The 18,854-nt window shown below is 35.4% G+C and carries 20 protein-coding genes; 10 read left to right on the forward strand and 10 right to left on the reverse strand.

The annotated features are described in order from the left end of the window. Positions 1 to 95: 95 nt before the first annotated feature. From rpmF to pdxA, 3 genes are read right to left on the reverse strand one after another with little or no spacing between them, the layout of a single operon-like run. Positions 96 to 293, reverse strand: a complete 198-nt coding sequence (gene rpmF, locus BK054_RS06500) for a 50S ribosomal protein L32 (RefSeq protein WP_006257684.1) — start codon at positions 291 to 293, stop codon at positions 96 to 98. 9 nt (positions 294 to 302) lie between these two features. Continuing rightward, entirely contained in the window at positions 303 to 926 is a 624-nt protein-coding gene (locus BK054_RS06505) for a YceD family protein (protein WP_016650026.1), read from the reverse strand. A gap of 50 nt (positions 927 to 976) precedes the next feature. Next, positions 977 to 2,047: a 4-hydroxythreonine-4-phosphate dehydrogenase PdxA gene (pdxA, locus tag BK054_RS06510; RefSeq protein WP_006262592.1), complete on the reverse strand. Its 1,071-nt coding sequence runs from the start codon at positions 2,045 to 2,047 to the stop codon at positions 977 to 979. 57 nt (positions 2,048 to 2,104) lie between these two features. Here pdxA and BK054_RS06515 point away from each other — a divergent pair, with 57 nt between their 5' ends. The 4 genes from BK054_RS06515 to BK054_RS06530 all read left to right on the forward strand — a co-directional run bounded on the left by BK054_RS06515 (position 2,105) and on the right by BK054_RS06530 (position 4,386). Continuing rightward, on the forward strand, positions 2,105 to 2,698 hold the full coding sequence (locus BK054_RS06515) for a riboflavin synthase (RefSeq protein ID WP_006262593.1): 594 nt from the start codon (positions 2,105 to 2,107) through the stop codon (positions 2,696 to 2,698). 68 nt (positions 2,699 to 2,766) lie between these two features. Further along, positions 2,767 to 3,348 (forward strand): RNA polymerase sigma factor, encoded by a 582-nt coding sequence (locus tag BK054_RS06520; RefSeq protein WP_006257678.1) that lies wholly within the window; start codon positions 2,767 to 2,769, stop codon positions 3,346 to 3,348. A gap of 2 nt (positions 3,349 to 3,350) precedes the next feature. Then, the gene (locus BK054_RS06525; RefSeq protein WP_006257677.1) at positions 3,351 to 3,578 is read left to right on the forward strand and encodes a hypothetical protein; all 228 of its coding nucleotides are present in this window, start codon (positions 3,351 to 3,353) and stop codon (positions 3,576 to 3,578) included. After that, positions 3,562 to 4,386, forward strand: coding sequence for a mechanosensitive ion channel family protein (locus tag BK054_RS06530; protein ID WP_006260495.1), 825 nt, complete (start codon positions 3,562 to 3,564; stop codon positions 4,384 to 4,386). The genes BK054_RS06525 and BK054_RS06530 overlap by 17 nt, the downstream gene beginning before the upstream one ends. A gap of 457 nt (positions 4,387 to 4,843) precedes the next feature. Here the strand turns inward: BK054_RS06530 and BK054_RS06535 are convergent, their stop codons facing one another. Further along, positions 4,844 to 5,671, reverse strand: coding sequence for a universal stress protein (locus BK054_RS06535; RefSeq protein WP_006257674.1), 828 nt, complete (start codon positions 5,669 to 5,671; stop codon positions 4,844 to 4,846). A gap of 170 nt (positions 5,672 to 5,841) precedes the next feature. Here BK054_RS06535 and rimP point away from each other — a divergent pair, with 170 nt between their 5' ends. The 4 genes from rimP (at position 5,842) to BK054_RS06555 (ending at position 11,397) form a co-directional block, all read left to right on the forward strand. Then, the gene (rimP, locus tag BK054_RS06540; protein ID WP_006257673.1) at positions 5,842 to 6,309 is read left to right on the forward strand and encodes a ribosome assembly cofactor RimP; all 468 of its coding nucleotides are present in this window, start codon (positions 5,842 to 5,844) and stop codon (positions 6,307 to 6,309) included. 14 nt (positions 6,310 to 6,323) lie between these two features. Next, the gene (gene nusA, locus BK054_RS06545; RefSeq protein WP_006257671.1) at positions 6,324 to 7,562 is read left to right on the forward strand and encodes a transcription termination factor NusA; all 1,239 of its coding nucleotides are present in this window, start codon (positions 6,324 to 6,326) and stop codon (positions 7,560 to 7,562) included. 45 nt (positions 7,563 to 7,607) lie between these two features. Further along, complete coding sequence (gene infB / locus BK054_RS06550; protein WP_016650027.1) at positions 7,608 to 10,604, forward strand: translation initiation factor IF-2; 2,997 nt, start codon at positions 7,608 to 7,610, stop codon at positions 10,602 to 10,604. Between the two features lie 121 nt (positions 10,605 to 10,725). Further along, positions 10,726 to 11,397 (forward strand): zinc metallopeptidase, encoded by a 672-nt coding sequence (locus tag BK054_RS06555; protein ID WP_006257669.1) that lies wholly within the window; start codon positions 10,726 to 10,728, stop codon positions 11,395 to 11,397. Between the two features lie 33 nt (positions 11,398 to 11,430). Here the strand turns inward: BK054_RS06555 and BK054_RS06560 are convergent, their stop codons facing one another. Continuing rightward, positions 11,431 to 12,258, reverse strand: coding sequence for an endonuclease/exonuclease/phosphatase family protein (locus BK054_RS06560; protein WP_071307108.1), 828 nt, complete (start codon positions 12,256 to 12,258; stop codon positions 11,431 to 11,433). 151 nt (positions 12,259 to 12,409) lie between these two features. On the opposite strand from BK054_RS06560, the gene BK054_RS06565 reads away from it, so the two are divergent. Together BK054_RS06565 and BK054_RS06570 are read left to right on the forward strand one after the other, a co-directional pair. After that, entirely contained in the window at positions 12,410 to 13,369 is a 960-nt protein-coding gene (locus BK054_RS06565; protein WP_006257667.1) for a bifunctional riboflavin kinase/FAD synthetase, read from the forward strand. Further along, positions 13,338 to 14,660: an HTTM domain-containing protein gene (locus tag BK054_RS06570; protein ID WP_071307109.1), complete on the forward strand. Its 1,323-nt coding sequence runs from the start codon at positions 13,338 to 13,340 to the stop codon at positions 14,658 to 14,660. The genes BK054_RS06565 and BK054_RS06570 overlap by 32 nt, the downstream gene beginning before the upstream one ends. Positions 14,661 to 14,708: 48 nt before the next feature. Here BK054_RS06570 and BK054_RS06575 read toward each other — a convergent pair whose 3' ends face one another. The 5 genes from BK054_RS06575 to BK054_RS06595 all read right to left on the reverse strand — a co-directional run bounded on the left by BK054_RS06575 (position 14,709) and on the right by BK054_RS06595 (position 18,799). Further along, positions 14,709 to 15,491: a UDP-2,3-diacylglucosamine diphosphatase gene (locus BK054_RS06575; RefSeq protein WP_071307110.1), complete on the reverse strand. Its 783-nt coding sequence runs from the start codon at positions 15,489 to 15,491 to the stop codon at positions 14,709 to 14,711. Between the two features lie 3 nt (positions 15,492 to 15,494). Next, entirely contained in the window at positions 15,495 to 15,947 is a 453-nt protein-coding gene (locus BK054_RS06580) for a 6-pyruvoyl trahydropterin synthase family protein (protein WP_006257664.1), read from the reverse strand. 93 nt (positions 15,948 to 16,040) lie between these two features. Continuing rightward, the gene (locus tag BK054_RS06585; RefSeq protein ID WP_071307111.1) at positions 16,041 to 17,009 is read right to left on the reverse strand and encodes a hypothetical protein; all 969 of its coding nucleotides are present in this window, start codon (positions 17,007 to 17,009) and stop codon (positions 16,041 to 16,043) included. A 6-nt stretch (positions 17,010 to 17,015) separates the two neighbouring features. Continuing rightward, on the reverse strand, positions 17,016 to 17,825 hold the full coding sequence (locus BK054_RS06590) for a hypothetical protein (protein WP_071307112.1): 810 nt from the start codon (positions 17,823 to 17,825) through the stop codon (positions 17,016 to 17,018). A gap of 203 nt (positions 17,826 to 18,028) precedes the next feature. Continuing rightward, positions 18,029 to 18,799 carry an enoyl-CoA hydratase/isomerase family protein gene (locus tag BK054_RS06595; RefSeq protein WP_071307113.1) on the reverse strand — a complete coding sequence of 257 codons (771 nt, stop codon included), beginning with the start codon at positions 18,797 to 18,799 and terminating at the stop codon, positions 18,029 to 18,031. Positions 18,800 to 18,854: the final 55 nt, after the last annotated feature.

Consider the following 18,854-nt stretch of genomic DNA (forward strand, 5'->3'; position numbering starts at 1 on the left):
AACGGTTCTTTGGAGGCGTAAAGTACGTTTTTTGGGCTATATACCAAAAAAAAACTCTCACACATTGTGAGAGTTAATTTGTACTTTGTCTAAAGTTATGCCTCTACTTCAGCTGTTTTGTCGATTACAACTTGCCCTCTGTAGTACATTTTTCCTTCATGCCAGTAAGCTCTGTGATATAAGTGAGCTTCTCCTGTTACAGGACATGTAGCGATTGTTGGAGCTACAGCTTTGTAATGAGTTCTTCTCTTATCTCTTCTTGTTTTCGAGGTTTTTCTCTTAGGATGTGCCATTTTACTATATTATTTATCCGTTAATAGTTTCTTTAATTCTGCCCATCTAGGGTCAATATCTTTATTTGTATTTTCTTCTTCCTCTTCTACATCATCATCTTCTAGGTCGTCTATTAAGTCGAAGATTTCGTCATCTTCATCATCGAATAGACTGTCAAATTCGTCTTCATCTTCTTCATTAACGTAACCTAAGTAATCTAATGCTGCAGAATCTAATGTCCCATCTTTTACTCCAGGATGAACCCTTTTTTGAGGTATAGCTAGAACGATCATTTCATATATATATTGAGCTACATTTATTTGATGTTCAGTATATGGGATGATTAATATCTCATCGTGATCATCATTAAATGAATCTCCAAATTTAACTACCAAATCAATTTCACTCTCTACTGGCATGTCAAAATCTTGGTTTGTCACATCACAAGGTACATTTGCTATACCTTTTGCAGTGAAGTGTAACTCAAATAGATTAATTTTCTTGTCTAAAAGAACGTTTATGTCAGCATTAATATGATTGAAATCACTGTAGTTGTAGTTTTCGAAAAAACGGTCATCTACCTTAAAATCAAACGAATGCTTTCCGTTTTTTAATCCTGTAAAAGGTATTAAAAAGTCTTTTTCAATATTCATGGAATACATGATTTGAGCGTGCAAAGATAAAAAATTATTATAATTACAAGCTAGTTATCAAATTTTTTTGTGCTAAAATCTTTTTCTTGAGGCTGTAAAGGGTTTGCTGCTGCTTCAATATTTCTACTTCTATTGTTATAAATATCAATAGCTAGATATAGTGCTTCTTTAAAAGAAGTTTCGTCTGCAATGCCTTTTCCAGCTATTTCATAAGCAGTTCCGTGGTCAGGAGAAGTTCTAATCTTATCTAGACCAGCAGTATAGTTCACACCATGACCGAAAGAAAGTGCTTTGAAAGGGGCTAAACCTTGATCGTGGTAGCACGCTATCACTGCATCAAAGTGTTTGTGTGTTCCTGATCCGAAAAAACCATCTGCAGGAAATGGGCCTGAAATTAGAATACCTTCATCATTAAGTTTTTCTACTGTCGGTTTTATGATTGTTAATTCTTCATTACCTATAACACCGCCGTCACCAGCGTGTGGGTTTAATCCTAAGATAGCAATGCGTGGTTTAAATATATTGAAATCTTGAATTAAAGTATCGTTTATCGTTTTTACTTTTTGTTCGATTAATTCAGGAGTGATTGCTTTCGCTACATCTTGTATTGGTAAATGATCTGTTAATAACCCTATTTTTAGATCTTCACTTACTAGTAGCATAAGAGCCTGTCCATCTAATTGTTCATTTAAATAATCAGTGTGTCCAGGGTACTTAAACTCGTCGTCTACGCTATTATATTTATTGATAGGAGCTGTTATAAGTACATCTATTTCTCCATTTTTTAGAGCTTCAGTTGCTGCAACAAATGATTTGATAGCATATTTTCCAACGATGGGGTCATTTTTACCAAATGAAATATTAACGTTTTCTTTCCATAGATTTAGTACGTTTAATCTATTTGGGACAATTTGACTTAGATTGTCTATTCCTTGTATTGGTGTATTATTATCAATCGTTTTTTTTATATATGATAGAGGCTTTGAATTTCCGAATATAACAGGAGTGCAGATTTCTAGCATTCTACTGTCTTCGAAACATTTGAGTATAACTTCACTACCTATCCCATTTAGATCTCCGATAGAGATCCCTACTTTTATAATTTCTTCTTTGTGGCTCATAGTTTCGTCTAAATTATTCCTACTTTTGAAAGCAAATTTAATAAAATAAATGGAGTTATGTTTACAGGAATAGTTGAAAACATCGGAAATATCAAAAGAATAGAAAAAGAGCAAGAAAACTTACATATCACAGTAGAATCTGCATTTGCTAGTGAGTTACAGATCGATCAGAGCGTTTTACATAACGGTATCTGTTTGACAGTAGTAGCACTGGCAGATGGTGAATATACTGTTACTGCTATTAAAGAAACGATAGATGTGACAAGTATAGGACAGTGGCAAGTAGGGCAGGAGCTAAATCTAGAAAGAGCTATGCTGATGAATGGTCGCTTAGATGGGCATATCGTACAGGGACACGTAGATCATATCGCTACTTGTGTGAGTATCGAAGAAGTGGGAGGTAGTACATATTTTGGGTTTGAATATAAAAAGACGTCACAGCATGTGACGATAGAGAAAGGGTCTATTACTATAGATGGCACGAGTCTGACTGTTGTAGACTCTGGTATCAATACTTTTAAAGTTGCGATTATTCCATATACTTTAGAGCATACTATTTTTAAACATTATCAAGTCGGAACCGTGGTTAATCTTGAGTTTGATGTTGTTGGGAAGTATGTTGCTAAGTTGGTGCAATTGAGAAGTTTGTAGTAAATATTTAGTATTTTTATGGGACTATTGGTGTAAAAGACTTTACTTTGCACCTGAAAAAAAAGTATATGAAGTTTAATTCGCAAAATAGTAATTTTGCTGCGATGACGGATGAAGAGTTAGTACAATTCATTGTTCATAGTAGCAATACTAACTTATTTGGGATACTTTATGATCGGTACGCACAGAAAGTTTATGCGAAGTGTATTGGTTTTGCTGAGTCTAGGGATGTAGCAGAAGACCTTACACAAGATATTTTTGTGAAGTTGTATTTAAACCTAAAGAACTTTAGAGGTGATTCTAAATTTTCTACGTGGTTGTATTCTTTTGCGTATAATCATTGTGTTAATTATTCCAGGTTAGTTCTTAAGAAGAAGAGAAATGAAGAAACATTGGATGATGAGAATCAATACGCATTATCTGTAGAAGACGAGATTTCGGATGAGGAGATATTCTCATTGAGTGTCGATAGGTTACAAGAGTCATTAGTAAGGTTGGATCCGGAGGACAAGATTGTTTTGTTGATGAAATATCAGGATGACAAGTCTATTAAGGAGATTTCCACCCTGTTGGATTTAGGAGAGAGTGCGGTGAAAATGCGACTCCACAGGGCTAAGAAAAAAATTGTTGAAATTTATAACTCGTTGTAATTATGGATAATCCGTTTAAAAAAATTCTTCAGGACGAAAAATTACCAGATTACTTAAAAGATAGGGTAATAGATAATCTCAACTTTATTAAGTTATCACTAGATGTGTCAGAACTTTATACTGTTAAGGTTCCTCAGGCATTAGGTAGCCTGATAGGAGAAAAAGATGTAAAAAAAGAAAATGAAATAATCAATAAAATTAAAAATAGTAAGGATGATGGAACGTTATAACTTTGAGTATCCTAGTCAAATGATTAACTCTGTAATGAGCTCGTTATTACAAGGATTGATAGGATTTGTTTTTTTAGTAGGCTATATTTTAATTTCTTGGTTAATAATTAAGGTATGTTCTTATGTCTTAAAGAAGCTGTTTAAGGTTATTCGCTTAGAGAAAATACAAAATCTATTAAGCGAAAATGACTTTTTGAATAAGGTGAATATTAAGATCAGTGTGTCTGATATCTTAATATTCTTTGTAAAGGTGTTTTTAATCTTCTTAATGGTAGTAGTAGGAGCTGAGTTATTTGGTCTAGCTATTGTCTCTCGAGAGATTGGAAACCTGATGTTGTATATTCCTAAAGTGTTTGTTGCACTACTGATCTTCGTAGGAGGATTGTATTTTGCTACATGGGTAAAGAAAGCTATTGTGGAAGTGCTAAAGGCTGTTGACTTTAGTGGAGCACGTATGATAGGTAATATCTTATTCTATCTAATCTTGGTTTTTGTGTTTATTACTACATTGAATCAGATGGGTATAAACACAGATATTATTACTAATAATATCTCTATTATCGTAGGGGCTATCCTATTGACTGTAGCTTTATCATTAGGATTAGGGGCTAAAGATGTTGTGACTAGACTATTGTTCTCTTTTTACGCTCGTAAGAATCTAGAGTTAGGACAGCTAGTGCGTATCGATGGTCTAGAAGGATATGTGATCTCTATAGATAATATCTACCTATGTCTGTTAGTAGAAGGGAAGAAACACTATCTACCGATAGCTAAAGTATCAGAAAGTCATATCGAGATAATAAAATAGATTATTTATATAGCAGTAGCTATTAGCATATAATAAAAGGCGAATGTTCTCATGATATTCGCCTTTTTTAGTATTAGTATCTTGGATTAAGAGTTGTTCTCTAAGGTTACAGTTGTTGAATAAGGCTGTTTTTTTATTTTCTTTCCGCTCTTTTTGACTAGATATGGAGTTTATGACTTTGGTTGCTCTTTTTGTTTTATTATGAAGGACTGAGTTTTTACAGAGTATTGATTTATAGAGGTATATTGTGTTTGGGCTTGGGGTTCTTCGGGTATTCTAGGGGTTTTCTTCGAGTTTGCTTGCCCAGAGAGGGGTTTTCTCGAAGAAATGTGCAAGGATAGTCGAAGGAATCTGCTAGGAACTAAAAGCAAAGAAGAGAGTAAATGAATAAAATAGGAGAAATAAAAAAGCTGATTGCGAATAGCAATCAGCTTTTTGTATTATATAGGGATAGTGCTTAGTCTATCTTGATCGTCAATACTGAGATAGGCGAGTGATTTACTAAATCTTCGCTGATACTTCCGTTGAAGAAATGAGCTAACCCTGTACGTCCGTGTGTAGCGATCGTGATTAGGTCTGCATTCGTTTTCTTTGAGAAGTTAAGGATTCCCTTTTCTACTGTTAGATCATTATAGATAGATAAGTCGTATTCTGTATCTGTGATGTCTTCTAAGAAGTCTTCTAATACCTGTTCTGCTACATGAGTAGGTTTAAAACTATTAGGAGTGTTTACCATCAGTAGGTGTAATTTCGTGTCGAACATCTGGTGTAGACGTAGAATCTTTTTAAAAGGTTCTTTCATATTATCAGTAAAGTCAGAAGCGAATACAAGATCATTCACGTTGAAGTCATCCCCTTCTCCTTTAATTACTAATACAGGTGCGTCAGATGTTCTTACTACTTTCTGAGTATTAGAACCTACGAAGTATTCTTTCGCTCCGCTCGCTCCATGAGATCCCATTACGATAAGGTCTGCTTTATTCGTCTCTGCTGTCTTAGTCACGCCATAAGCCGTTCTGTCTAGGATAAGACTAGTAGATACCTTAATGCCTTCGAATAGGTCAGATAGGGCTAATTCTCTAAGTTTCTCTTCAGCAGCGTTCTTGAAGAACATTACTTCAGGAGCAGGAGTACCTTTATTGATACTATCATTTCCTTGTTGTGGCAAGTCCAAGATGTGTAATAGTAGTATTTCTGCATCTCCTTTTTTAGCTATACAAGCAGCTACCTTGATAGCGTTATAAGCTTGTGTAGAAAAATCTGTTGGGACTAGTATTTTTTTCATAGTGATATTTGTTGTTTTATTTTGATTTAATTACATGATTTAAAGTTAAGAATATAATTATCAATAGGCAAAAGTTTTATTTGTAATAAAAAAATTAATATCTTTGCACAGTTATTTATTAAAAAAGTTAAATAATGAGGGGACAAAGTAGTCCCCTCTTTTTATAGCATATGACATTAAAAAGTAAAGTACAAGAATTAATAGATAAGGCTTTAGAAGAGCATACATCTATATTTATTATAGATTTTACGGTGTCTGCTGACAATAAAATCACTCTAACTATAGATGGTGATGAAGGTGTGACATTACAAGATTGTATAAATTTTAGTAGAGCTATAGAGCATAATTTAGATAGAGAAGAGCAGGATTTCTCACTAGAGGTAGCATCAGCAGGTGCAACAGCACCTTTAAAATTACTTCGTCAATACCATAAGAACATTGGTAGAAAGCTAAAAGTGGTGACGCTAGATCAAGAGAAATACGAGGCTACTCTAGATAATGTGATCGATAATCAGATTGTCCTAAAGTGGAAGGCTAGAGAGCCTAAACCTGTAGGAAAAGGGAAGGTGACAGTAGAGAAAGAAGCTGTGATTCCTTTTGAGAATATTAAAGAAGCGAATGTTATAATTTCATTTTAAAATAAAAAAAGCACATGGAGAATAGAGATTTAGTAGATTCATTCTCAGAATTTAAAGACGAAAAAGATATTGAGCGTGTAACGCTGATGGCCATCTTAGAAGATGTATTTAGAAATGCATTGAAAAAAAGATTTGGTAATGATGATAACTTTGATATCATTGTTAACCCAGATAAAGGAGATTGCCAGATATTCAGAAACCGTGTAGTAGTAAATGATGGGGAAGTAGAGAATGATAACTATGAAATTTCATTATCTCAAGCACGCAAGATCGAACCAGATTTTGAAGTAGGAGAAGAAGTTTCAGAAGAGGTTAAATTAGAGGAGTTAGGAAGACGTGCTATTTTAGCATTGCGCCAAAACTTAAACTCTAAAGTGACTGAGCACGATAATACTACTTTATACAAACAGTTCAAAGATATTATTGGAGAAGTTTATTCAGCAGAAGTGCACCACATCCGTCCAAAAGTTGTAATTTTGATGGATGAGGAAGGAAATGAAATCGTTTTACCAAAAGATAAACAGATTCCATCTGACTTCTTTAGAAAAGGTGATACTGTAAAAGGAATCATTGAAGCAGTAGAATTAAAAGGATCTAAACCTCAAATCATCATGTCTAGAACTGCTACTGAGTTCTTAGAAAGATTATTCGAGCAAGAAATCCCTGAGATCGCTGATGGACACATCACTATTAAGAAAGTAGTACGTATCCCTGGAGAAAAAGCAAAAGTGGCAGTAGATACTTTTGATGATCGTATCGATCCAGTAGGAGCGTGTGTAGGTATGAAAGGATCTCGTATCCATGGTATCGTTCGCGAATTAGGAAATGAGAATATAGACGTAATTAATTTTACTAATAATACAGAATTATTCGTTAAGCGTGCCTTAGCACCTGCTAACGTAAATAAAGTAGTTCTGAATGAAGAGACTAAAAAAGCAAATGTTTATTTAGCTCTAGAAGAGGTATCACGTGCGATAGGACGTGGTGGACAAAACATCAAATTAGCTGGTATGTTAACTGGATATGATATTGATGTTATGCGTGAATTAAACCCAGAAGACGATGACGTAGAATTAAAAGAGTTCAAAGACGAAATCGATGAGTGGGTAATTGAAGAATTTGCAAGAATCGGTTTAGATACGGCTAAGAGCGTTTTAAGCCTAAGTGTTGAAGAGTTAATGAAACGTACTGATCTTGAAGATGAAACAATTGAGAATGTACTTAGAATCTTGAAAGAAGAATTCGAGGATTAATTACAAGTTAACAACACAACACATTTAATACACTAAAAGGATAATATGTCTGAAGAAAGAGCAATAAGAATTAATAAAGTTTTAAGGGAATTGAATATTTCTCTCGATAGAGCCGTTGACTTTTTAAAAGGAAAAGGTTTCGATATCGACGCAACACCTAATGCTAAAATTTCTGATCAAGAATATAGTGTTTTGTGTAAACAATTTTCTGCTGATAAAGGTAAGAAAGAGGCATCTATTGAAGTAAGTGAAGAGAAAAAGAAAGAGAAAGAGGCCTTGAAAATTGAGCGTGATAAAGAATTAGAGGAGAAGAAAAAACAAGAGGAAGCACGTATTAAGCGTGAACAAGAAATTATCCGAGCTAAAGCTGAAGAAATTGCAGCTATCAAAACTGTGGGTAAAATCGATCTTGAGCCTAAAAAAACTAAAGCTTCTTCAGACGATTCTAATAAAGAAAATAAATCTTTTGAAAAAGATGCCAAAGCTCCTGCTAAAGAGAGTAAGCAAAAACAAGCTAATGAGGTTATAGAGGATAAGAAAGAGACTGTCGCTAAACCTGTAGTTGATAAGGAAGCATCTAAAGTAACGAACTCAAATAAACAAGTGGAAGCTAAAAAAGAGGTGGAAAAACCAAAACAGAAAGAATCTGTAGCAGGAAGTAAGGATGCTTCATCTAACAAAGTGGATTCTAAAAAAGCAGAGTCTAACAAAGCGGAAGAGGCTGCTAAGACAGAAGAAAACGCAGGAGAGGAGATGATTAAAACTAATTATCAAAAACTTTCTGGTACTACTTTTACTGGACAGACTATCGATTTATCTCAATTCGATAAGCCTAAAAAGAAAAAAGAAGAGCCTAAAAAAGGTGGTAACAACGCTGGTAACAATGCGAAACCAGGTGCTGGTAATGCCGCTAATAAGAATAAGAGAAAACGTATAGCTAAACCAGGTACTGCTGAAGGTGGTAATACTACTAATAACAATAGCAATAATGCTAATGGTGGTAATAACAACAACAATAACAGAAACCAAGGTGGCGGGCAAAGAAATAACAACAATAATAACAATACTGGTGGAAACAAATTTGGTAATAGAAACCAAAGACGTAACCAACAAGCTCCTGTAGTTAAGGCTGAGCCAACAGAAGAAGAAGTTAAAAACCAAATCAAGGAGACACTAGAACGTCTTCAAGGTAAAGGTAATAAGTCTAAATCTGCTAAATACCGTCGTGATAAACGTGATGTACACCGTAAGAAAACGGATGACGAACAAAAAGCATTAGAAGCTGGAAGTAAAATATTAAAAGTTACTGAGTTCGTTACTGTAGGTGAGATCGCTACTATGATGGATGTGCCTATTACTAAAGTTATCGGTACATGTATGTCATTAGGTATCATGGTAACAATGAATCAACGTCTAGATGCTGAGACATTGACTATCGTGGCTGATGAGTTCGGATACGAAGTAGACTTTACTACTGCAGCTATTGAAGAGGCTATCGAAGAGGCTCCAGATAGACCAGAAGATTTAAAATCTCGTGCTCCTATCGTTACTGTAATGGGACACGTTGACCACGGTAAGACATCGTTACTTGACTACGTTCGTAAAGCTAACGTTATCGCTGGTGAGTCAGGAGGTATTACGCAGCACATCGGTGCGTATGGGGTAACTTTAGAAAATGGTCAAAAGATTACTTTCTTAGATACACCAGGTCACGAGGCGTTTACTGCGATGCGTGCACGTGGTGCGCAAGTAACGGATATCGTTATTATCGTAATCGCTGCGGATGATGACATCATGCCACAAACGAAAGAGGCTATTAGCCACGCTCAAGCGGCAGGTGTACCTATTATCTTCGCGATCAATAAGGTAGATAAGCCAACGGCTAACCCTGATAAGATTAAAGAAAAGTTAGCATCAATGAACTTGCTAGTAGAAGAATGGGGTGGTACTTACCAATCTCAAGATATCTCTGCTAAACAAGGTATTGGTATGACTGAATTACTTGAAAAAGTATTGCTAGAAGCTGAAATGTTAGAGCTGAAAGCTAACCCAGATAAGTTAGCAGTAGGTACTGTAGTAGAGGCATTCTTAGATAAAGGTAGAGGATATGTATCTACTGTATTAGTACAAGCTGGTACTCTTCGTGTAGGAGATTATTTATTAGCAGGATGTAACCATGGTAAAGTACGTGCTATGCACGATGAGCGTGGTAAGTCTATTAAAGTAGCTGGTCCTTCAACTCCAATCTCTGTATTAGGTCTTGATGGTGCGCCAACTGCAGGTGATAAATTCAACGTATTCGAAGAAGAAAAAGAAGCAAAACAAATTGCATCTAAACGTACTCAGCTGATCCGCGAACAATCTGTACGTGCTCAACGTCACATTACGTTAGCAGAGATTGGACGTCGTATCGCATTAGGAGATTTCAAAGAGTTGAACATTATCTTAAAAGGGGACGTGGATGGTTCTGTTGAGGCATTATCTGATTCATTCTCTAAATTATCTACAGAAGAAATTCAAATCAACATTATCCACAAAGGAGTTGGTGCGATTACAGAATCTGACGTATTGTTAGCATCTGCTTCTGACGCGATCATTATCGGATTTAACGTTCGTCCTATGGCATCTGCTAAAGTATTAGCTGATAAAGAAGAGATCGATATCCGTAACTACTCTATCATCTATGCTGCTATCGATGACCTTAAAGATGCAATGGAAGGTATGTTATCTCCAGAGCTTAAAGAAGAGGTTACTGGTACTGCTGAGATCCGTGAGTTGTTCAAAATTTCTAAAGTGGGAACTATCGCTGGATGTATGGTTACAGATGGTAAGATATTCCGTAGCTCTAGAATCCGCTTAATCCGTGAAGGTGTAGTAATCTACACTGGAGAGTTAACTGCTCTTAAACGTTTCAAAGATGACGTTAAAGAAGTTTCTAAAGGATATGATTGTGGTATTCAGATTAAAAACTACAACGACATTAAGGAGTATGACGTAATCGAAGCTTTCCAAGAAGTAGAGGTTAAAAAGAAACTTAAATAGTATAAAATATAGTTAATAAGAGAGGGTTACAGGGATGTAACCCTTTTTTTATGTCAAAATGTCTTATTTTTAGTTTGGCTTATAATTTGTAGATTTAATTAAAAAAGAAAAACGTCTAAGTATGATTTGGATTTTTATGATTGCGATAATGGGTGCTAGTTGGTTAGTAGGTTATCGCTTAAAAAGTAAATTTGAGAAATATTCTAAAGTACAACTTCAGAATGGGATGAGTGGTGCAGAGATAGCACAGAAGATGTTGTTTGATCATGGGATCAGAGACGTAAGAGTTATTTCTACTCCAGGTAGGCTGACTGACCACTATAATCCAATGGATAAAACAGTCAACTTAAGTGAGGCTGTGTATAATGAGCGCAATGCTGCTGCGGCTGCTGTTGCTGCCCATGAGGTAGGACACGCTGTACAGCATGCTGAGGCATATCACTGGCTGACTATGCGCTCTAAGTTAGTTCCTATTGTTAGCTTTTCGTCTAATATAGTGACGTGGGTATTATTAGGAGGTGTGTTAATGATTAATACATTTCCGCAGTTGTTATTAATCGGGATTATTTTGTTTGCGATGACGACGATATTCTCTTTTGTAACGTTACCTGTAGAGTACGATGCGAGTAATCGTGCGTTAAAGTGGTTACAAGCGAAGAATATAGTGACTCAAGGAGAATATGCAGGAGCTAAAGATTCGTTGAAATGGGCAGCTCGTACGTATGTAGTGGCTGCGATAAGTTCACTAGGTACGCTACTGTACTATGTAATGATCTATATGAATAGAAGATAATAAAAAAGACCTCTGCTAAAGAGGTCTTTTGGGTTATAATATATTCAACGTGATGAGTAATGGGATGTGATCAGATACTTTTCTTGCTATGCTAATTTCTTCAAAGTCTTCAAAGAAGTAGATAGGCTTAGCACTGATAAGTTCATTCTTATCAGGGTGATAAAAGATATTATCATACTCTGATGCTAGACAGTCACCTTTAAGGCATTTCTGTCTAAGGCTCGTCTTCTGTGTAGAGAAGCTAGGTAGATACCCTTGTTTCTTTAAGGGATTAAATACGCTGTGGCTTTCACTTAAGTTAAAATCACCTAAGAAGATAAGGTTGTGTTCAGGATAGTGTTCGGGAAAGAATTTGAGGTACTTGATTTCTTTCTCAGGCTGATGTTTAGTTGGTAGTGCGTGTAAACTACTTATCGTTATTTCTTTTCCTTTATAAATAAATGTAGCCATATAAGGCTCTCTCTCTATTTCCTCTTGATAAGTAGGTTCAAGAAAAGGTTTGCCTTTTAGCTTGACTTTACTAGTTCTCCATAGGTAAGCATAGCGTTCTGAGCGATATGGTGAACTAACAGTAGGATCGCTTATCGCATAGTCCCATTTGGCCCCTGAGGATCTGTTTAGTTCTTCGTGTATCTTAGCAATAGTTTGTGCGCCTGTAGGGTTAGTAACAACCTCTTGTATAGCTATGATGTCTGTTTGTTTAATCGTTTTGGCGATGTATTCTATATTCTCTTGTGATTTATTCTTTCCGACGTTAAGTAAATTCCAAGTCATTATTTTAACTTGGGCATTAACTGAAAAAGAAACAATAAGAGTGATAATAAATAAAGTTAAGGCTTTTAAAAATCTAGTGTTAGGCATATTGAATTTTGTTAAAAGGCGTTAGATTATAGTCATTTTATAAAGAGGCATTTATAAAAATGACGTATTTTTACGCAGTTTTGTTCTCTACCCAGTCATTGGGAATAAAGGGGCACAAAAATAGTAATGTAACTGATATAAACTTTAAAAATTGAAAACATTTTCTTCTATAGCTGATTTTAATTGCGATAAAAAAGTAGTTGCTACATTAGGTACTTTTGATGGAGTACACGTAGGACATCAGATGATTATCAAAAAGCTTGTTGATTCTGCTAAAGCTAATGGTGGCGAGAGTTTGGTGTTGACCTTCTTTCCTCATCCTCGCATGGTTTTAAAGCAGGATAACAGTATTCGATTACTGAATACTATAGAAGAGAAGAAAGAGCTTTTAAAAGGATTAGAATTAGATAATCTAGTCATTCAAAAGTTTGACTTAGAGTTCGCTCAGTTATCAGCAGAAGAGTTCGTAAAGCTGGTATTAGTAGATAAATTTAATATCTCTAAAATAATTATAGGCTATGATCATCGCTTCGGAAAAAATAGAACTGCTGATATTCATGATTTAAAGGCATTCGGTGAGAAATATGGCTTTGAAGTAGAGGAGATCTCTGCTCAAGAAATAGATCATGTCTCTATTAGTTCTACTAAGATACGCGTTGCTCTAGAAGAAGACGGTAATATGATGTTGGCGAATGAGTTCTTAGGGTATGAGTACTATTTCTCTGGTACAGTAGTACACGGTAAGAAATTAGGCCGTAAGTTAGGTTTTCCTACAGCGAATATTGTTGTGGACGAAGATTATAAATTGATTCCTGAGAACGGTGTGTATGTGGTAGAATCTGAGTTAAATGGAGCGAAAGTGATGGGAATGATGAGTGTAGGTATTAACCCTACCTTTGCAGACCATCCTTATACGATAGAAGTAAATTATTTAGATTGGGATGGTGATTTATACGACCAAAAGTTAAAAGTTCGTATCTTAGACAGAATAAGAGATGAATTAAAATTTAGTGGACTTGATGAGTTAATCGCGAAGTTAAAAGATGACGAACGTGTGACTCGAGAGTTCTTCAGTCGTTATGAAGGAAAAACTGTACCGTCAGATAGATAATTCTCCGTTAATTATCTTTCGAATATTCTTTGGTTTCTTATTCGCTTGTGAGTCATTCGGCGCGATTGCTACAGGTTGGGTAAGAGATAATCTAGTCGATGTAAAGATTACATTCTCCCATATCTATATGGACTTTCTACAGGTGCTAGTAGGTCCTCAGATGTATGTCTACTTTTTTGTGATGGGCTGTGTGTCAGTGGCTGTTATGCTTGGGTATCGATATAAGTGGACTATGCCACTGCTAACGATATTATGGGCAGGCGCTTATTTTATACAGAAGACATCTTATAATAATCACTACTATATGTTATTAGTGATCTGTGTGTATATGTGTTTCGTACCTGCTAATCGATATGCTTCTCTTGATGTAAAAAGCAACAGGGTAACAGAAGAACACTCCATGCCTTATTACATCTCTTGGCTATTTATCTTTCAGGTATTCATGCTTTATGTCTATGGTACTGTGGCTAAGTTCTATCCAGATTGGTTAGATGGTACGTTTACAAAGTTGATGTATCAAGGAGCTAATATTCCTGATGTGTTTAAGCAAGTATTTACACAGGATTGGTTCTATGTCTCTATTGCTTATTTAGGGATTATATTTGATGGACTAGTAGTGTTCTTATTGTTGTATAAACGCACGCGTACTTTAGCCGTTATAGCCTCATTGGTATTTCACTTGTTTAATTCTATCACCTTACATATCGGTATATTCCCTTATTTTGCATTGAGTTTTGCTGTGTTTTTCTATGAACCAGAGCAAGTAAGAAGTTGGTTCTTTAAGAAGAAAACTCCTTTAGATGAGGATACTTTAAAAGAAGAACAAGCTGTGGCAAGGCATTTCTCTCCTCAAGTGAAGTATTTCTTATTGGCATTTATGTTTGTACAATTAGTGCTTCCTCTAAGACATTATTTTATCAAGGGAGATGTGTTATGGACTGATGAAGCTCATCGTCTTAGCTGGCGTATGATGCTTAGATCAAGGAGTGGTTATACGAATTATATAGTAGAAAATAAAAAAACAGGGGATAGAAAGTATTACGATATAGAAGATGTGCTAACTAATAAACAGATGGCTCGCCTGTCTTCTCCAGATATGATCTGGCAGATGGCACAATATATCAAAAAAGAATATGAAGCAAAAGGAGAGGACGTGGCAGTATATGCTGAAAGTTATGTATCCATTAATCAACGTGATTTAAGTCAATTCGTAGATCCTAAAGTAGACTTAGGAGCTGTGGGTTGGGATTACTTTACGCACTGTGAGTGGATATTAGAGAAGCCTTTTTAGAATAAAAGAGATAACAAAAAACGCATACTGATCAGTATGCGTTTTTTGTTATTGTTTAGCTTCAGCAAGCTCTTTCTTATATTCTATTAGATGTAGACTAGTATCGTACTTACCATAGGTGAAGTAGCTAATCCAATCTCCTAGGTTGATGTATTTAGACTGGTCATTTAAGTCAATAATCATTGGTAAATGACGGTGCCCAAAAACGAAGTAGTCGTAATGAGTGGTTTCTAATTTGCGTTTAGCATATAGAATTAACCATTCGTTATCTTCGCCTAAGAATTTAATATCTTCATCTCCTGATATCAGTTTATTCTTAACAGATAGGTAAGAACCAAGTCTAACGCCGATGTCTGGATGTAACCATCTGAACAGCCATTTAGAGAAAGGATTAGTAAAGACTTTCTTCATTCTCTTATAGCCCATATCTCCAGGTCCTAGTCCATCTCCATGTCCGATAAAGAACTTCTTACCATTAATGTCAAATACTTTAGGCTCGTGATATACTGGTATTCCTAGTTCTGTCTGAAAATAGTCATCCATCCATAAGTCGTGGTTTCCTACAAAGAAGAAAACAGGAATGCCTCTATCTTTGATTTCAGCCAATTTACCAAGTATTCTTACAAAACCTTTAGGTACTACAGTCTTGTACTCAAACCAGAAGTCAAATAAATCTCCTAGTATGAATAAGGCGCCCATATCATCTTCTTTCTCGCGTAGCCACTGTAAGAATAACTCTTCTCTAGGAAGGCTTTTCTCTCGACTAGGTGCTCCGAAGTGCTGATCAGAAGCGAAGTATATACTCTTATCTGTATTAATTGTAAAACTCAAGTCCTATAAATTATCTGATTGATGCCATTCAGCGTATGATGATTCTGTTTCTTGTAATCTTAATGAATATAGTTCTATCCCTTCAGGTAATTTGCTTTTTATCTTCTGAGCGAAGTCAATAACCATGTTCTCGCTAGTTGGTTGATAATCGACAAGAATAACGTGGTGTCCGCGTTCTTCTAGTTCTTTTGCTAATTCTATATGAGGGGTATTTTTATTGAAAACAGTAGCGTGATCGAATACATCTACGATATCTCCTTTCACTATTTTTTTTAAGTCTCCAAAATCTATAACCATACCATACTTCACATTATTAGTATCCTCTATCGGAGTACCAATAACTGTAACAGCTAGCTTATAACTATGACCGTGTACGTTACGACATTTACCATCATAACCATATAAGGCATGTCCTGTTTCAAATGTGAATTGTTTTGTAATTCTAATCTTAGGCATAACTAAAAATTTTGGCAAAGGTACACAAAAATATAGTTGACCTCCTATATTTAGCGTAGCCTTTTCTCTTTATCCTTAAAGAGATGACTTCGTTTAGAATAATCTATATCTAACTTGGAAGGATACTTTAGGCCACCATTTAATTCGATTTAACCATTTCTCTCCTTTTTCGTTGTATTCAAAACTGTCTTGGAGATTGAAAAGCACTTTGCTTCCATCTTGTTTTAGTTCATAGTCCCCTTGGTACATCATCCCAAGCTCGAATGAGAAGCCTAGCTTTTTATTCGTTACCACTCTTCCTATTCCTATCCCTAGATAAGGCTTGATAATACTACCGAGTGTAACATCAGCTTCCATATTCCCTTCATTTAACTTGATTTGGTTCCCTTGAAAATCTAAGTATTCTGGCCATTCTCCATATAGAGGTTTTGCTCTATCTCCTTGATGATTGATTAGATATCCATCTAAGGCTGTTTTATTTTGACCAAAGTAGAAACCACCTGAAAGGAAGAATAGACCATCAGGTACAGGATAAAAGTCAACTAAGGTGTGAGCATGTATCATATGATTTTTACCTTTGATAGCAAGATTTGGTTTATAACCAAAAAGACGAACTAAATCCCCTTGAGGATCATCAATACCAACGTCATAGTGCTTAGAGTTAAAGAAGAATAAGTTTATACCTCCTCTAAGTTTTAAATAGCTGTTGATAGGAGTCAATGCTTCAAGCGTTAGCCCCATCGTAGATACTCCTGCACTTAATGTCCATTCATAGAAGCGTTGGTCAGAGTAGTGCTTCGCTATATTATCTCTCACGAATTCGTCTTCACCTACATGTAGTAAGTAAGCTGTAGAATTATTGGGAGGTAAGGTAGGAGGTCCTGACTTCTTTTTCTTCTTTTTGTCTTCTTTAGGTTGTTGTTGATCTGTTGTTTTCTCTTGACTTACTTCTTCTACAGTATTTACTGCTGTACTCTCAGTGGGTTCTTCTTGTGCGTAAGAGTTTGTAGAGTAGATAAATAAGCAAGATAAGATGACTGTTGTGATATACTTTAATTTCATGATATTTTAGAATATTCGGTAATTAATTTGAAAGTTTACCATTGGCCATAGTTTTAGCCATTTGGTTACTTTATCTGCATCTTCTATTGAAGCATTAAGGTCGCTTGTAGAAGCAACTGTTCTACCGTTTTGTTTTAAAGTATAGTCTCCTTGGTATAATACTCCAAGTTCAAACTTAACTCCTAAACGTTTTTTAGAAACAGCTCTTCCTAATCCAATACCTATATATGGTTTGATTACTTGACCTAATGTTAGCTCTGCGTTTATCTTACCATCTATTACTGCTAGTTCTTTGCCATCGAACTCTATTATAGGCCAGTCATGACCAGGTTTTAGTTCAGCTGGGGTACCATTACCATCTGTTAATAGTCCATCCGCTTCAAGTTTAGTACTTCCTAAATAGAAACCCGCAGTAAGATGAAATATTCCTTTTCTAAAAGGGTAATAATCTACTAGTGCGTGTCCATGAATAGCTTTTATACTACCATGCATTTCATAAGTAGGTGTATAACCAAAGGCTTCGTGTAGTATTCCTTCTTGATCATCAAAGTTTACATCGTACTTCTTAGAATTGAACTCAAAATAATCTAATCCTGCTCTAAGTTTTAAACTTGAATTAATAGGAGTCGCTGCTTCTATGGTAAATCCTAATGTAGAAACTCCGGCAGCAATATTTAAATGACTTAGAAAACCTCCTTCATAATGTGAGGTACTGTACCTCCCTTTATCTCTGTAATCATCTAGCTTTAGCGGTTCTGAAGCAACAGCTTTGCAAGCGATTAAAAGTATTGGAAGTAAGTACTTTAGTGATTTCATAGTTTTATATTTTTTAGCAAATATAGTACAATGAGTTAATTAAAATTAACATTATTGATAAAGAGATGATTATTGTAAGTAAAAAGATTTTATATTGACATGTTTTTATTTAATCTTGATGTATTGTGTTTTGTTTTTAAGAATAATGGTGTTTATATATAAAAAATCCTTCTAGAGATATTGTTCTAGAAGGATGAGATATGTTATTTAGCTTTAAATTGGTTAAGCGCATTTATTGTAAATTCTGATAATACTAGTCTACCTGATATTTCAGCACGTTGATGTAATAATTCTGTCCAATGGTCTGTTCCTTCCCAGAATATTTTCTTCATTTCGCATAGCGCTTCTGGGTTATATGAACTTATCTTAGTAGCGAAAGTCTCTACTTCTAAGTCAAGTCTGTCTACAGTATCATATACCTCGCTATACAATCCGTGATTCTGTGCCCAAGTAGCTGTTTTCCATTCGTGTGCTGCAAGAGACATTGCTGTGAAGGCTGTTTTACCTATTTTGCGTGAGACCGCAGGCTCGATTACAAAAGGCCCTATCCCGATGGCTAGTTCTGATAGTTTAATAGAAGCGTTCGTTGTTGCAAAACAGTAATCACATGCAGCTGCTAGTCCTACTCCTCCTCCTACAGTTTTGCCATGGACACGACCGATAAATATCTTCGGACTTTTGCGCATTGCATTGATAACATTAGCAAAACCTGAGAAGAAAGCCTGTCCTGTAGTAGTATCTTTAATAGAAAGTAATTCATCAAAAGACGCCCCTGCACAGAAGGCTCCTGTTCCTTCACTTTTTAGAATGATTGTATTAATATGAGTATTGCTACTAAGTTTAGTAATAATACTAGTTAGCTTTTCTAATTGTGAACTTGGAAATGAGTTACTAGCTGGACTATAAAATGATATAGTTGCTACTTTATCTTGAATAGATTCTGTTATAAAAGGTGTATTATGGTCTTGGTTCATGGTTAATAATTTTATTTTAAAAATAGTAAATAAAGATTAGAATGCCTTATTTTTC

Source organism: Myroides sp. ZB35, assembly GCF_001865835.1.
Taxonomy (GTDB): Bacteria; Bacteroidota; Bacteroidia; order Flavobacteriales; family Flavobacteriaceae; genus Flavobacterium; species Flavobacterium odoratimimum.

Bases quoted from the DNA above. Each gene is read 5' to 3' on its own strand.
- rpmF (WP_006257684.1), bottom strand. From the start codon at position 293: ATGGCACATCCTAAGAGAAAAACCTCGAAAACAAGAAGAGATAAGAGA.
- BK054_RS06505 (WP_016650026.1), bottom strand. From the start codon at position 926: ATGAATATTGAAAAAGACTTTTTAATACCTTTTACAGGATTAAAAAAC.
- pdxA (WP_006262592.1), bottom strand. From the start codon at position 2,047: ATGAGCCACAAAGAAGAAATTATAAAAGTAGGGATCTCTATCGGAGAT.
- BK054_RS06515 (WP_006262593.1), top strand. From the start codon at position 2,105: ATGTTTACAGGAATAGTTGAAAACATCGGAAATATCAAAAGAATAGAA.
- BK054_RS06520 (WP_006257678.1), top strand. From the start codon at position 2,767: ATGAAGTTTAATTCGCAAAATAGTAATTTTGCTGCGATGACGGATGAA.
- BK054_RS06525 (WP_006257677.1), top strand. From the start codon at position 3,351: ATGGATAATCCGTTTAAAAAAATTCTTCAGGACGAAAAATTACCAGAT.
- BK054_RS06530 (WP_006260495.1), top strand. From the start codon at position 3,562: ATGATGGAACGTTATAACTTTGAGTATCCTAGTCAAATGATTAACTCT.
- BK054_RS06535 (WP_006257674.1), bottom strand. From the start codon at position 5,671: ATGAAAAAAATACTAGTCCCAACAGATTTTTCTACACAAGCTTATAAC.
- rimP (WP_006257673.1), top strand. From the start codon at position 5,842: ATGACATTAAAAAGTAAAGTACAAGAATTAATAGATAAGGCTTTAGAA.
- nusA (WP_006257671.1), top strand. From the start codon at position 6,324: ATGGAGAATAGAGATTTAGTAGATTCATTCTCAGAATTTAAAGACGAA.
- infB (WP_016650027.1), top strand. From the start codon at position 7,608: ATGTCTGAAGAAAGAGCAATAAGAATTAATAAAGTTTTAAGGGAATTG.
- BK054_RS06555 (WP_006257669.1), top strand. From the start codon at position 10,726: ATGATTTGGATTTTTATGATTGCGATAATGGGTGCTAGTTGGTTAGTA.
- BK054_RS06560 (WP_071307108.1), bottom strand. From the start codon at position 12,258: ATGCCTAACACTAGATTTTTAAAAGCCTTAACTTTATTTATTATCACT.
- BK054_RS06570 (WP_071307109.1), top strand. From the start codon at position 13,338: ATGAAGGAAAAACTGTACCGTCAGATAGATAATTCTCCGTTAATTATC.
- BK054_RS06580 (WP_006257664.1), bottom strand. From the start codon at position 15,947: ATGCCTAAGATTAGAATTACAAAACAATTCACATTTGAAACAGGACAT.
- BK054_RS06585 (WP_071307111.1), bottom strand. From the start codon at position 17,009: ATGAAATTAAAGTATATCACAACAGTCATCTTATCTTGCTTATTTATC.
- BK054_RS06590 (WP_071307112.1), bottom strand. From the start codon at position 17,825: ATGAAATCACTAAAGTACTTACTTCCAATACTTTTAATCGCTTGCAAA.
- BK054_RS06595 (WP_071307113.1), bottom strand. From the start codon at position 18,799: ATGAACCAAGACCATAATACACCTTTTATAACAGAATCTATTCAAGAT.